Here is a 13,545-nt window from a genome sequence, read left to right on the forward strand (position 1 = left end):
TTTTTTACTAAAAACTCGCAACTCGCAACTCGCAACTCGAAGCTCGTAACTCGAAACTTAAGTCCTATTACTAAGCGCTACAAAGTTTTCCAATGTTTGAATGGCTTGGCCTGATTTAATTGCGGCCAAAGCAGTCTCTAACGCTTGTTCAAACGAGTCACACAAACCATACAGGAATAATACAGGTGCTGTGTTTAATGCAACGGCAAAAGTATGCGCTTGTGTGCCATTGCCTGATAGTACCTGATGAATGTTTTCGGCATTCTGTTTTGGTGTGCCACCGGTTAACGCCTCAAGAGGGAATGACTTAAGACCAACATCTTCTGGTGTCATTTCAAATTCGGTTATTTCACCATTAAGCAACTGAACAATTTTTGTTTTACCGTGCAGTGCAATTTCATCCATACCAGAACCATGAACAACCCAAGCGGCTTTCTTGCCTAGTAACTTAAGAGACTCAGCAATTGGACGACAAAGCTCAGGGTCGTATACACCAAGAACTTGAACCGCTGCACTTGCAGGGTTAATTAATGGCCCTAATATATTAAAGATGGTTCTAGTTTGTAACATTTGTCTTACCGGCATAGCGTGACGAATACCCGAGTGATAAACCGGCGCCATTAAAAAGGTAAGATTGGTTTGTTCCAAACATGTTTTGGCTTGTTCTGGTGTCATGTCTAGTTTAATGCCTAACTCTGACAGTACATCGGCAGAGCCAGATTTAGACGACACCGCACGGTTCCCATGCTTTGCCATTTTAACACCACAAGATGCCGCTAAAATGGCACACATGGTACTGATGTTTATGGTTTTTGTACCGTCGCCGCCAGTACCGCAGTTGTCGGCAGTATCAAAATCATGAGACGGAAAGGCAAGGGCGTTATCACTCAATGCTTTTGCTGCACCTGCAATCTCAAATACCGTTTCACCTTTTATTTTTAACGCCGTTAAATATGACGATAATAAAATAGGATCTAATTCACCAGTGACAATATGAGTGAATAGTTGATGCGTTTGCTCAGACGTTAAGTCCGCACCGCCAATAACGTTATGTATTAATTCTAAGTTGGTCATGATCATTGTCATCGTAATTGTTCCGTTATTTAATTTAATAGTCAGCGCTATTTGGTTAAATAGTTAATGGCTTGTTCTAATAAACGTGAGCCATTGGTGGTTAAGATAGATTCTGGGTGAAACTGAAAACCTAATGTTTTGTGTGTTTCGTCAATAAACACCATAGGGATATCATCTAGCTGGCCAATAACTTCAATGCTGTCAGGTAAGTCTTTTACAATTAAAGAATGGTAACGAGCAACAGACATAGTGTCACCTAAGCCGTCAAATATTTCGTGATTTTGGCAAGTAATAACAGATGACTTTCCGTGTACGGTTTCACCAGCTAACGTTACGGTTGCGCCATAATGTTCTGCAATAGCTTGATGACCCAAACATACTCCGATAATAGGAATATTACTGACGGCATATTTAATAAGCTCGGTCATACAAACTGACTCAGATGGTTTACCTGGACCAGGGGATAAAAATAACAAAGGTTTTTCACCTGCAGTTAGGCTTTGTTTAATTTGTTCAATGATCAACTCTGGGTTCACCGTATTACGAAATATCTCTATGTCGTAATGTAAGCAACGTAGTTCGTCTACCAAGTTATAGGTAAATGAGTCTTGATTATCTAAAAAGAATATTTTGCTCATGTTAGTTAACTCCCTTAGTAGATAAGCCTGAGGCTGGGGACTCGCTAGAGCCTAAATGTAATTGACTTGCTTGAATTGCTTTTAATACCGCTTGAGCTTTGTTTTGGGTTTCTTCACATTCTGCAATAGGGTCTGAGTCGTAAACAACGCCAGCGCCAGCTTGTACATGCGCCAACCCATCTTTTACAAAGGCACTACGAATAACAATACAAGTATCCATATCACCAGAGCCATTTATATAACCCACTGCGCCGCCATAACTGCCTCGTCTTGCTTGTTCAACATTTCTAATTAACGTAGCGGCTCTGATCTTTGGTGCACCTACAAGTGTGCCCATATTCATACAAGCTTGATAAGCGTGTAGGGCGTCTAAGTCGTTTCTTAATGTACCAATGACGCGTGAGACTAAATGCATAACGTAAGAGTAACGGTCTACTTTTAATAACTCTTTTACATAACGAGTTCCCGGCTCACTGATACGGGCAACATCGTTACGGGCTAGGTCGACTAACATTAAATGCTCAGCCACTTCTTTTTTGTCATTTCTTAGGTCTAGCTCTATACGGGAGTCTAAATCTGCATTAATACTACCGTCAGCTCTAAAGCCGCGAATACGAGTGCCTGCAATTGGATACACTTCAACTTGCTTAGTAGTAGAAGAGTATTTCAGTGCTGACTCAGGAGAGGCACCAAACAAGGTAAAGTCGTCAGCTTTAAGGTAAAACATATAAGGGCTTGGATTATCTTGCTTAAGATGACGGTACGCATCTAAGGCGTCAGAACAAGGCAAGCTAAAACAACGTGACGGTACAACTTGAAACACATCACCTTGCACAATATTATTTTTTAATTGAATAACTTGTTGCTGAAACGAGTCGTCGGCAACATTAACTGAAATAGCCTTGTTATTAAGTACCGACCTAGGGGCTAATTGACTAAAGCCAAAGTTCTGTTTGTGGTCATTACTATTAGCCGCGTCTTTAATGGCTTTGTTTTTAATAGCGGAATCTAGCAGCTGTTTAAGTTCTTCTAGGCGTTTACCAACAGAGAAACAATTAGCAAAAGCGTTTTCGCCACTAAATACATTACCAATGAGTTCAGTTTGTTGTTTTTGATGATCAACAATCACCATAGTTTCAGCGAGATAAAACAGATAGTCAGGGCAGGTATTTAAGCCTTCACCAACATCGGGTAATGATTCAAAGTTAGCTAACATGTCATAAGCGAATACACCGCCTAAGAATAAAGCAAACGGTGAATCCTCTGGTGCCACTATAGAGTTAACCGCAGAGCGTAATACTTCAAATGCATTGGCTTGTTTCAAGCGGGTGTCTTCGTCAACATTAGTGTCGTTATCTAGGAAGGTGATAACTAACGTATTGTCGTTTAATTGGAGGTTTGTACTGTCTGCGTATTCTTGTTTAAAAATACCAGCTAAATGATGGACAACCGGTAAACCGTTATCAACCAGAGCGGTAACTGTGACTATCTGACCGTTACATTCAAACTTAACTGCGGTATCAATTAACATTAAACTTTTTAAGTTATCTTTACTGTCAATCTCGGCAGACTCTAACAAGAGTGAGTTTTGTTTGTCTTTACTAAAAAGTGAGAATATATCAAGCGGGTCATTTAAATAATTTGCTTTAATACTGATGCTGTTTACTTCACCAATTGTTGTCGTTATTTGACTAAATACCATTTTAATTACTTTTCTTATATTTTGTTAATCTGAAATTCATACTCTGAAAACTGGTTAAGCTTGTGATTAAATAGCTAAACGTAAGCCATAAAAAAACCCGCTCAATAAGCGGGTTTCTTTTATAATGTCGTAATATTACGCGCACCACTTATTCACCCGCTGATTTGGAAAGCCACCAATGCCATGTGAATGTTGAAGTGTTCATTTAGTTAAATCCTAAAGACGTAATATTTATTAAGTGTGTGTATAAAAACGTTTTTTACTACTTCTGTCAATTACTATTTCAGTGATAGTAGAACTAAATGCTATATGACATAATACGACCATAATATTTCTACCCATTTTGAGCCTACTTTGATTTACGATTTACATAGCCACACCACAGCGTCGGACGGTAGTTTAACGCCTGTTGAACTTATTACTCGAGCCGATGTTCGTCAAGTGGGTGTATTGGCGGTGACAGATCACGATACGGTTGATGCATTAGCGCTTGCTCAGGCAGAAATAGCAGAGAAAAAATTAACGTTAAAATTGGTTAACGGTGTTGAGATTTCAACTAAGTGGCACGGCTTTGAAATTCATATTGTCGGTTTATGTATTGACCCTCACAATGCTGAATTACTATCTCATCTGGATACTCAGTTAGAACATAGAGAAGCTCGAGCTATTTCTATGTCAGAGAAGTTAGCCAAAAAAGGATTTGAAAACGTTTACCAAGATGCTCGAGCCATGGCATTAGGTAAATGTGTTAGTCGTACTCATTTTGCCAAAGTATTATTACAACGTGGTGTGATACCAAATTTTGATGCTGCGTTTAAAAAATACATAGGCAAGGGCAAACCTGCTTATGTTTCAGCTAATTGGATGGATATTGAAACGGCAGTTAACATAATTCATCAAGCTGGTGGAATAGCCGTTATCGCGCATCCAATCAGATACGATATGTCTAACAAGTGGTTAGCTAAGCTGGTGGCTGAATTTTCTGAACACGGTGGTGATGCATTAGAAGTTGGATTAACCCAACTATCACCAAATCAGAGAACGCATATTGCAGGTCTGGCTAATCAACATGATTTATATAGTTCACAAGGTTCTGACTTTCATGCTCCAGCTCGTTGGACGGATTTAGGAAAAAGTTTATACCTAACAGAACAATGTAAACCCGTTTGGGAACATCCTAAATGGCGATTTGCTTAATATGGGCGTATAGTTAACTTATTAATTATGTTTAAGTTATAGTTAATTCGTCCCTAATATGTAAAAAATAAGAAGTAAAAACATGAGCCAATTTTTTCACATTCATCCGGATAATCCGCAAGGAAGATTGATATCTCAAGCTGCTACTATTGTTAAAAATGGTGGCGTTGTGGTTTATCCAACGGACTCTGGTTACGCCATTGGTTGTGCTATTGGTGATAAAAAAGCCATGGACAGAATTATCGCCATTAGAAATGTCGATAAAAATCATAATTTTACTTTGGTCTGTAGTGACTTATCTGAAATTGCCACGTTTGCACGAGTCGATAACGCCGCATTTAGAGCCATAAGAGCTGCAACGCCGGGTCCATATACCTTTATATTTAAAGGCACAAAAGAAGTGCCAAAACGTGTGTTAAATGACAAACGTAAAACGATAGGTATACGCGTTCCCAATAATAAAATTGCTCTTGATTTATTAGCGGAACTAGGCGAGCCATTAATGTCTTCTAGTTTGTTATTACCAGGCGATGAATTTGCCGAGTCAGATCCTGACGAAATACGCCAAAAGCTAGAAAAGCATGTGGATTTAATTATTCACGGTGGCTATTTAGGTGAAAAACCAACCAGTGTTATCGACTTATCAGACGATGAACCCAAAATATTAAGATATGGCGAAGGCGATACCAGCCAGTTTGAATAATAAAACGATGACAGATCCTCAAAACCCACCTTTGGTTAAACCAGAACATGACACAACGCAAATGGTGCAGCAAGCGCTGCCATTAGCGCTTGTCCGTGGTGAAATTGTTATTAATAAGCCGGAAGACCTATTTATTCCGCCAGATGCGCTTGAGGTTTTTTTAGACGCATTTGAAGGGCCGCTGGATTTTCTGTTGTATCTGATCAAAAAGCAAAAGTTCGATATTGTTGACTTACCGATCCAAGAGATCACCTTACAGTATATGGAATATGTTGATCTTATGCGTGAGGTTAAAATGGAATTAGCCGCTGAGTACTTAGTGATGGCGGCTATGTTGGCGGAAATAAAATCTAGATTATTACTGCCAAAAAATGTATTTGACGATGAAAATGAAGAAGACCCAAGAGCCGAACTGATAAGACGTTTACAAGAATACGAGATATTTAAACAAGCGGCACAAGATATCGACCAACTCCCTCGCATGGAACGAGACACCTTTATTTCTCGTGCTGTTATGCCAGAGACTATGCATCCAGAGATGTTAGAACCAGAAATAGATATGCAAGAGTTAGTGATGGCATTTCAGTCGGTATTAAAACGAGCATCAGCCTTTAGTCATCATGAAATTTCTGCCGAAGTATTATCCACCAGAGAAAGAATGACACAATTGCTAGATAGGTTAAGTCAAAGTGATAAGTTTGTATTATTCCACGACTTATTTGACGTTACAGAAGGGCGTTCAGGCGTTGTGGTTACTTTTTTAGCTGTGTTAGAGCTAGTAAAAGAAAGTTTGTTAGAGGTTATTCAGTCAGCGGCTTACGGACAACTCCACGTTCGTTATAAACAGTCCGAAGCAAATTGAGCATAAATATGATTATTGATGAAAAACATGAAGTAACAGAACTTAAACTAAAGCAAATAGTTGAAGCTGCTATTTTTACATCAGAAACTCCATTAACTTTGGATAAATTAAAACAAACTGTATTGATTAATGTTAAAGTGAGCAACAGTTTACTAAACTCTATTTTAAGTGACATAAAAAGTGACTATTCCTCTAGAGGAGTGAACTTGGTTAAATTGGCAAGCGGTTATCGTTTTCAAGCAGCTGAAAATTTAGGCCAGTGGTTAACCAATCTGTTATATGAAAAACCAGCTAAGTACAGCCGAGCGTTATTGGAAACATTAGCGTTAATTGCTTATAAACAACCAATTACCCGTGGTGAAATAGAAAATGTTAGGGGTGTATCGGTTAGCTCTAACATAGTGAGAACATTAGTAGAAAGAAACTGGATTAAAGTGGTAGGTCACAAAGAAGTGCCTGGAAGACCTTCGTTATATGGCACAACAAACGAATTTTTAGATTATTTTTCATTAACCAGTTTGTCTCAGTTACCTGAATTAATTGAGCCAGAGTCGTTAGATATAATCGCCCAAAGAATTGAAAATGAATTTATGGGGCAAGCTGAAGAACCTGCTAACCAAGAAGTGGATAGTGAAGAAGACTCAGCAAACCCAGACAAATTAAGCGTAGAGACAGAGTAAAGAATTAATGAGTGAAAAATTACAAAAAGTGTTAGCCCGTTCTGGTGTAGGCTCTCGCCGCGAGATGGAAACCTATATTTCAAGTAACCGAGTTAGTATTAACGGTAACGTTGCTAAGTTAGGCGACAGGGTTGAAGGAACAGAAACCATCCGTGTTGATGGTCATATTATTGAAGCCCGTTCTGAAACAGAAGAAATATGCCGAGTGATCATGTACAACAAGCCGGAAGGTGAAATGTGTACACGTAAAGATCCAAAAGGACGTCCAACGGTATATGACAGATTACCTAAGCTTAAAAATAGCCGCTGGATTGGCATTGGCCGACTAGATATTAATACCAGTGGTTTATTGTTATTTACCAACGATGGTGAACTTGCCAACCGTTTAATGCACCCAAGCTATCAAATTGAGCGTGAGTATTCAGCGCGAGTATTTGGTGACGTGCAACCTGAACATTTGCAAAACCTAATCAAAGGGGTTGAGCTTGAAGATGGTTTGGCTAAATTTGATAAGATCAAAGCCGACAAATCTAATCATGATGAAAACTCTAATAGTTGGTTTAACGTATCGTTAAAAGAAGGCCGTAATCGTGAAGTTAGACGCTTATGGGCATCACAAGAATTAACAGTAAGCCGACTTATTCGAATTCGTTATGCTGATGTAACGCTAGAGAAACGTTTGATGCAAGGTGGCTGGAAAGAACTTGGACTTGAAGACTTAAATGCACTACGTAAAAAAGTAGGCCTAGATAGAGAATTAAGAGAGTTCAATACCAGTGTTACTGTAGATAATGCACAAAATAGACGTGTTGAGCATGCTCGTATAAAACGTGCGGTGCGAAAACACAAACAACGCCGCATTACTAAGTAATTAGCATACAACAAACAATACAAAAAAAGCCTCAATTTAAAGTAAATTGAGGTTTTTTTATGTCAAAAGAATTTATACTAATTTGATTAAGTATTTAGTCAATCAGGTTACTTTGGTTGTACATCCAAAGATTGACCATTCACATCTTTACTTTCATCCGACATTAAATAGAGATAACTTGGCATTAATTGCTCAGGTAATTTAAGTTTTCTAACATCTTCAGAAGGGTATGCTCTTGCACGCATATTGGTTTTTGTTGCACCTGGGTTCACACAATTTGTACGAATATTGGTATTCTCAAACTCATCTGCCATGGTTTGCATTAAGCCTTCAGTGGCAAACTTAGAAAACGCATAAGCTCCCCAAAACGCACGGCCTTTTTTACCAACGCCACTAGATGTAAAAACAACGGAAGCGTTTGGTGCTAATTTAAGGGCTGGGATTAACGCCTGTGTTAAAAAGAATGTACCTTTAAAATTCACTTTCATTACATCATCAAAAGTACCTTCATCAACATGTTGTAAAGGACTTAACGCGCCTAAAATGGATGCATTATTTAATAAACCATCGAGTTTGCCATATTCAGATATTATGGTTGATGCCATATCTTGATAATTTTTAACGGTTGCGCCTTTTAAGTCCAATGGAATTATAGAAGGTTCTTTGTAACCCGCTTCAACGATTTCATCGTAAACCGCTTCCAGCTTCTTCGTTGTTTTACCAAGTAAAATAACTTCAGCACCATGTTGAGCATAAGTTATTGCAGCTTGTCTGCCGATACCAGACCCGGCTCCAGTAACGAGTATAACTTTGTTGTTTAGTTCATTTTTTGATGTTTGAAAATCTATATGTTTCATAAATACTTAGCAAAATGTTTAAAATCCCTGCAATGTTACATTGCTGTAAAGAATAATTCACTACTGAGTATTCAAAAGATCATTAAAAGTGCAGCCAAAGTGCATAAAAACCTTATTAATTAATAATTTTGACTAGCTTATTGCAAATAAGTGAGGTAACTTTGACTGGTCTAAACTGTTAAAAAAGCGTCCATAAAAAAAAGCCAAATTAATTGGTAAAAATAATTAGGACCCAGGGGAGCAATATGAATAAATTAGCAATAAGTATCGCAATCACCAGTGTACTGGGATTGTCAGCCTGTGATGATAAATCATTAAAAGATGTTCAACAGGAATCTGTAGAAGCACAACAAGAGATAAAAGAATTAAGCACACGTCTTAGAGTGGTATGGGACCCTGCCAATGGCAACGTCTCAGCACCAACTGACTTATTATTTAGTGGTACGTCTGATTTTACATTGGAAATGCCAGGCGAAGTGGCAGCTAAAGCCGCAGGCGACGCTGTAGACTTCACAAATCCATCAAATATACTTGGTGCATTAGATGGTTGGGGAACACAAAACCCATTTGTGGTTTCAATTGAAGCTGACGATGAAAGCGTTGCTATTGACGCAACGACTATTAATGGAACATCTGTTGTTCTTTATAAAGTCGTAAGTTATCCAGATTTTAGAGATGCAGATTGTGCTGATACATCTAAAGCAACGTTAATGTGTAAAGCGGTTTCAAAACTTAATTACAATGAAGATTATATAGCAAGTACTTCAGGTAACAGTATTGTTATTGTTCCGTTAAAACCATTAACTGCACAAACAAGTTATGCATTAACGTTAACTAAAGGTATTAAAGATACCAATGGTAATTCTTTAATGCCTTCTTCTACTTATGGTTCAGTAGAGCAAGATATAACAACGACTCCATTAGTATTGCCATCATTAGCTGACAGTGAATTAAATGCGACGCAAGCTGGTATTCGTACACTACAAACTTTAGTTAATAGCTTTGAAAGTGTATTAGCCAGAGACCTTGATGCTGACCGAGATGATATTGTTTATACACAAGTATTTACAACTCAATCTGCAGGTGTAGCAGGTACAGATCCTCTACAAATAACTAAGCTACTAAGTGCTAAAGAATTTGCAACAAGACCACTTGCTACCATTCTTACATCTGAAGGTTACAACGTAGCAGAGGCATTTGCTGGAGCTGGGCAAACATTAACGCCTATTGCAACGGCTTTGTATAGCAGTGCAGATGTATATAGTGGGGCTATACCCGTTCCTTATTACCTTGATACACCAGAAACTGGCGACCCACTTACCGGTAGATGGGAAGCTGCTTGTGATAGCGGTATTGTTCTTGCTGCAGCGACTGACGCACAAAAAGCGGCTGGTACAGTAGGAGATTCTAATGATACTTGTGTAGCTTTAGGTTTAGCGGATTTAGGATTAGACACGCAACGTCATTTAACTAAATACAACCCATTACCAAAAACTAAAAGTACAAAAATTATTGATGTTCAAGCTACATTGCCAAATGTAGCAGCAGCTAATTCATTTAGAGACCTTATTTCTGGTGGACAGTATCCTGATATTGAAAAACCAGAAGCAGGTTGGCCAGTAGTGATCATCCAGCATGGTATTACGTCTAAAAAAGAAGATATGTTAGCCACAACTGGTTGGTTATCGGCAAATGGTTACGCAACTGTTGCTATTGATCATCCTTTACATGGCGAACGTAGTATTCCTGTTGGAGATGGTACATTTATAAGTGCAACTAGTTCGCTCACTGATCCGTCTGATGATACATCAGCTCCTGTATACCCAGGAAATGCGGCAACGACTTATCTTAATTTATCTAGCTTGTTAACGGCTCGTGATAACTTACGTCAATCTGCTGCTGACATTTTACAACTTAGGCTTGCGATTAATGTATTATATGATGTTACGTCAGGTGATGTCTCTGTTGACCCAGCTAATGTATATTTTATGGGGCACTCTCTGGGTGCATTAACTGGCGTTAACGCAGTTGCTGTAGCCAATACCCCTATAAGTGCAGATACAGTTGCTGATAGCACAATTGAAGATGAAACGGTTAGAGCTACAACAGCTGAAGCTACGGCGACAGCGCTAAATAATTTATATAAAATTAAAGCGGCTGTATTTGCTAATCCTGGTGCATCAGTTGCTAATTTCTTAGTTGAGTCAGGCTCTTTTGGTCCATTAGTTAAAGCATCAGTTATATTTGGTTTAGGTAATGAATTAACAGATCTTGCTACTGCTGAATTAGCAGGTTGTGGTTTTACGGCTACTGCAGCTCCAACAAGTGCTGAATTAATTTGTGCTTATACCGCATTAGAAGCTGAAGGAACTTACACTGCAGCAATAAACTCAGCTATTAGCCAATTTGCTTTTGCTGCTCAAGGTGCGTTAGAAGCGGGTGATCCGTCAAACTACACCCAACTGTTAAAAACACTTGGTACTCCAGTGTTAGTATATGAAATTGCTGGTGATGGAACGTCTGATAACTTACCAGACCAAACCATCCCTAATTCTTTATCTACCGATCCCCTTAAAGGTATTGCGGGCACTACTGGATTAGCTAATCAATTAGGGTTATCTCAGATTGTTGGTAGTATAGATGACACTGAAGCAACTAGTGGTATTGTTAGATTTACAAGTGGTAGTCATTCTACTTTTGCAGATCCAACGGATGATGCTGATACGGATGCTACTGTTCATACAGAAATGCAGACTATAATGTATCAATTCTTTAACTCTGACGGCAAAACATACTCACCTACAGCGGGTAAATGTGTTGTTAAAGATGTAAATGATGCCTCTTGTTCTGAATAATTAACTACGTTAATCGTTCATATTTAAGTTAAATGCTTGAATTAAAAAATAAAAAAAACCAGCTTCGGCTGGTTTTTTTTGTATGCACATATTCTGAACGGTGGGTTTTTAGCTAGGTTTGTTACTAAAGCTTTTTTACCGTTAGTGGTTTAAATTTACCTTTTAAGCCATATATACAAACCAATTGAATTGAAAATAAAACTTAAAACGTAAGGATGTTACCTTGGAATTTTTATACCAGTACGGATTGTTTGTGGCTAAAGCCATAACTATTGTTATTGCCATTGCTGCGATTATGGGACTTATTGTAAGTGCCGCTGTAAAAGGTAAAGCAAGTAACAAGGGCGAGTTATACGTTGATAACATCTCTGAAGAGATTGAAGACACAATAGTTGATTTAAAACGTTCGTTATTAAATAAAGACGAGCTAAAAGCGTTTGATAAAAACCTTAAGAAAGAGCTTAAACAAGAAGTTAAAAAAGACAGTAAAAATAAAGATAAAAAACGTCCTAATATGTTTGTTGTGTCGTTTGATGGAGGTGTATACGCCAATGAAGTTGAATCTTTGCGTGAAGAGATTTCTGCAATTATTTCAATTGCGCAGCCGGGCGATAAAGTATTAATTAAATTAGAAAGTCCAGGTGGTGTGGTGCACGGTTATGGTTTAGCGTCATCACAAATCGCACGTTTGCGTAATGCCGATATTGAAGTGATAGCTTCGGTTGATAAAGTAGCGGCCAGTGGTGGTTACATGATGGCTTGTGTGGCGAATAAAATCATTTCGGCACCATTTGCTATAATCGGCTCAATTGGTGTAGTGGCTCAGTTACCAAACTTTAATAAGTTATTAAAGAAACACGACGTTGAAATTGAACAGCATACAGCAGGCAATTTTAAACGTACGTTAACTATGTTGGGTGAAAACACTGACGAAGCTCGTGAAAAATTCAAACAAGAATTAGCTGATACGCATATCTTATTTAAAGACTTTGTTAGTGAATACCGTCCGCAGTTAGATATTGAGAAAGTAGCAACTGGCGAGCATTGGTATGGCAAACAAGCACTTGATTTAAAACTGGTTGATGAATTATCAACAAGTGATGACTTTGTGTTAAATGCAGTTAAAGAGCATACACTCTATAAAGTTGAATATAAGATAAAGCAAAAACTAGCAGAGAAGCTAGGCGTTGCCGCCGCCGCTGGTGTATCTAGCATGGTTAGTAAAATGACTTCTTGGTCTTTCACAGCTAATAAATAACCTAGACTCACAGAAGCTAAAAATAGTTATAAATAAAGGTAAAGATATGTTCACTGGAATAGTACAAACCAAAGCCGTAGTTTCTGCATTTGTTGGTAATGATAAATTTAGAACGCTTACGTTAGCGGTTGCCAGTGAATATTTGAATAACTTAACCATAGGCGCAAGTATCGCCATTAATGGTGTGTGCTTGACGGTAACTCATTTTGAGCAAGCGTCCTCAGTCAATGAAGGTCATTCAACTGGGCAAGGCCATTCAATAGGGATGGTCCAGTTTGATATTATTGATGAAACATTAAAACAAACCAATTTACTCAAGTTAGATATCGGCCATAAGGTTAATTTTGAGCGTTCGGTTACTTTTGGGACTGAACTTGGTGGCCATATCGTGTCTGGCCATATTCAAACCACAGCTAAGATCACAGATATTCAAACCAGTACTGATAATTGTAAAGTGTCACTAGCTGTAGATAGCCAATGGATGAAGTACATTTTATACAAAGGGTTTGTATCGGTTAATGGTTCAAGTCTCACGGTAGGTAATACCACAGAAAATAGCTTTAATTTACACCTGATACCAGAGACGTTAAAACTAACTAATTTAGGGAGTGCTGAAGTAGGGGATTATTTGAATATTGAAGTTGATCAGCAAACCTACACTACGGTAGAAACCGTAGAGCGTTACTTAAAACAGCATCATGGTTAAAAACGCTGGAAGGCTCGAAAGCTCGAAGGTTTGAAAGATGGAAATGTAAAAAACATCCAAAGCTATAAGCTGTAAGTAAAAGCTTAAGACAAATAAACTCGCAGCTCGTTGCTCGCAACTCGAAGCTCTAAACTCGCCCGCT

At 38.4% G+C, this 13,545-nt stretch carries 12 protein-coding genes; 8 read left to right on the forward strand and 4 right to left on the reverse strand.

The window, feature by feature from the left end:
• Positions 1-57 precede the first annotated feature (57 nt).
• Genes trpD through BTO11_RS11360 form a run of 3 tightly spaced genes read right to left on the reverse strand, consistent with a single transcriptional unit; the run spans position 58 to position 3,414 of the window.
• Positions 58-1,086 (reverse strand): anthranilate phosphoribosyltransferase, encoded by a 1,029-nt coding sequence (gene trpD, locus BTO11_RS11350; RefSeq protein ID WP_229793388.1) that lies wholly within the window; start codon positions 1,084-1,086, stop codon positions 58-60.
• A 35-nt stretch (positions 1,087-1,121) separates the two neighbouring features.
• Positions 1,122-1,712: an aminodeoxychorismate/anthranilate synthase component II gene (locus BTO11_RS11355; RefSeq protein WP_105052710.1), complete on the reverse strand. Its 591-nt coding sequence runs from the start codon at positions 1,710-1,712 to the stop codon at positions 1,122-1,124.
• Position 1,713: 1 nt separating this feature from the next.
• Complete coding sequence (locus tag BTO11_RS11360; RefSeq protein ID WP_105052711.1) at positions 1,714-3,414, reverse strand: anthranilate synthase component 1; 1,701 nt, start codon at positions 3,412-3,414, stop codon at positions 1,714-1,716.
• 354 nt (positions 3,415-3,768) lie between these two features.
• Between BTO11_RS11360 and BTO11_RS11365 the strand changes: the two genes are divergently transcribed.
• From BTO11_RS11365 to rluB, 5 genes are all read left to right on the forward strand, one after another.
• Positions 3,769-4,611 carry a PHP domain-containing protein gene (locus BTO11_RS11365; RefSeq protein ID WP_105052712.1) on the forward strand — a complete coding sequence of 281 codons (843 nt, stop codon included), beginning with the start codon at positions 3,769-3,771 and terminating at the stop codon, positions 4,609-4,611.
• Between the two features lie 82 nt (positions 4,612-4,693).
• A complete protein-coding gene (locus BTO11_RS11370) occupies positions 4,694-5,314 on the forward strand; it encodes an L-threonylcarbamoyladenylate synthase (protein ID WP_105052713.1) in 621 nt (206 codons plus the stop codon).
• A 7-nt stretch (positions 5,315-5,321) separates the two neighbouring features.
• Entirely contained in the window at positions 5,322-6,176 is an 855-nt protein-coding gene (locus BTO11_RS11375) for a segregation and condensation protein A (protein WP_105053746.1), read from the forward strand.
• An 8-nt stretch (positions 6,177-6,184) separates the two neighbouring features.
• Entirely contained in the window at positions 6,185-6,856 is a 672-nt protein-coding gene (scpB, locus tag BTO11_RS11380) for an SMC-Scp complex subunit ScpB (RefSeq protein WP_105052714.1), read from the forward strand.
• A 7-nt stretch (positions 6,857-6,863) separates the two neighbouring features.
• Positions 6,864-7,727, forward strand: coding sequence for a 23S rRNA pseudouridine(2605) synthase RluB (gene rluB / locus BTO11_RS11385; RefSeq protein WP_105052715.1), 864 nt, complete (start codon positions 6,864-6,866; stop codon positions 7,725-7,727).
• Positions 7,728-7,834: 107 nt separating this feature from the next.
• Here the strand turns inward: rluB and BTO11_RS11390 are convergent, their stop codons facing one another.
• Positions 7,835-8,584 (reverse strand): YciK family oxidoreductase, encoded by a 750-nt coding sequence (locus BTO11_RS11390; RefSeq protein ID WP_105052716.1) that lies wholly within the window; start codon positions 8,582-8,584, stop codon positions 7,835-7,837.
• 245 nt (positions 8,585-8,829) lie between these two features.
• Here BTO11_RS11390 and BTO11_RS11395 point away from each other — a divergent pair, with 245 nt between their 5' ends.
• From BTO11_RS11395 to BTO11_RS11405, 3 genes are all read left to right on the forward strand, one after another.
• On the forward strand, positions 8,830-11,439 hold the full coding sequence (locus tag BTO11_RS11395) for a VolA/Pla-1 family phospholipase (RefSeq protein ID WP_105052717.1): 2,610 nt from the start codon (positions 8,830-8,832) through the stop codon (positions 11,437-11,439).
• A gap of 223 nt (positions 11,440-11,662) precedes the next feature.
• On the forward strand, positions 11,663-12,697 hold the full coding sequence (gene sohB / locus BTO11_RS11400; RefSeq protein ID WP_105052718.1) for a protease SohB: 1,035 nt from the start codon (positions 11,663-11,665) through the stop codon (positions 12,695-12,697).
• 46 nt (positions 12,698-12,743) lie between these two features.
• On the forward strand, positions 12,744-13,403 hold the full coding sequence (locus tag BTO11_RS11405; RefSeq protein WP_105052719.1) for a riboflavin synthase subunit alpha: 660 nt from the start codon (positions 12,744-12,746) through the stop codon (positions 13,401-13,403).
• Positions 13,404-13,545 lie beyond the last annotated feature (142 nt).

Source organism: Psychrosphaera saromensis, assembly GCF_002954545.1.
Classification (GTDB): domain Bacteria; phylum Pseudomonadota; class Gammaproteobacteria; order Enterobacterales; family Alteromonadaceae; genus Psychrosphaera; species Psychrosphaera saromensis.

Coding starts and splice junctions, on each gene's coding strand:
- BTO11_RS11375 (WP_105053746.1), top strand. CDS start 5,322: ATGACAGATCCTCAAAACCCACCTTTGGTTAAACCAGAACATGACACA.
- trpD (WP_229793388.1), bottom strand. CDS start 1,086: ATGACAATGATCATGACCAACTTAGAATTAATACATAACGTTATTGGC.
- BTO11_RS11355 (WP_105052710.1), bottom strand. CDS start 1,712: ATGAGCAAAATATTCTTTTTAGATAATCAAGACTCATTTACCTATAAC.
- rluB (WP_105052715.1), top strand. CDS start 6,864: ATGAGTGAAAAATTACAAAAAGTGTTAGCCCGTTCTGGTGTAGGCTCT.
- BTO11_RS11395 (WP_105052717.1), top strand. CDS start 8,830: ATGAATAAATTAGCAATAAGTATCGCAATCACCAGTGTACTGGGATTG.
- BTO11_RS11405 (WP_105052719.1), top strand. CDS start 12,744: ATGTTCACTGGAATAGTACAAACCAAAGCCGTAGTTTCTGCATTTGTT.
- BTO11_RS11370 (WP_105052713.1), top strand. CDS start 4,694: ATGAGCCAATTTTTTCACATTCATCCGGATAATCCGCAAGGAAGATTG.
- BTO11_RS11390 (WP_105052716.1), bottom strand. CDS start 8,584: ATGAAACATATAGATTTTCAAACATCAAAAAATGAACTAAACAACAAA.
- scpB (WP_105052714.1), top strand. CDS start 6,185: ATGATTATTGATGAAAAACATGAAGTAACAGAACTTAAACTAAAGCAA.
- BTO11_RS11360 (WP_105052711.1), bottom strand. CDS start 3,414: ATGGTATTTAGTCAAATAACGACAACAATTGGTGAAGTAAACAGCATC.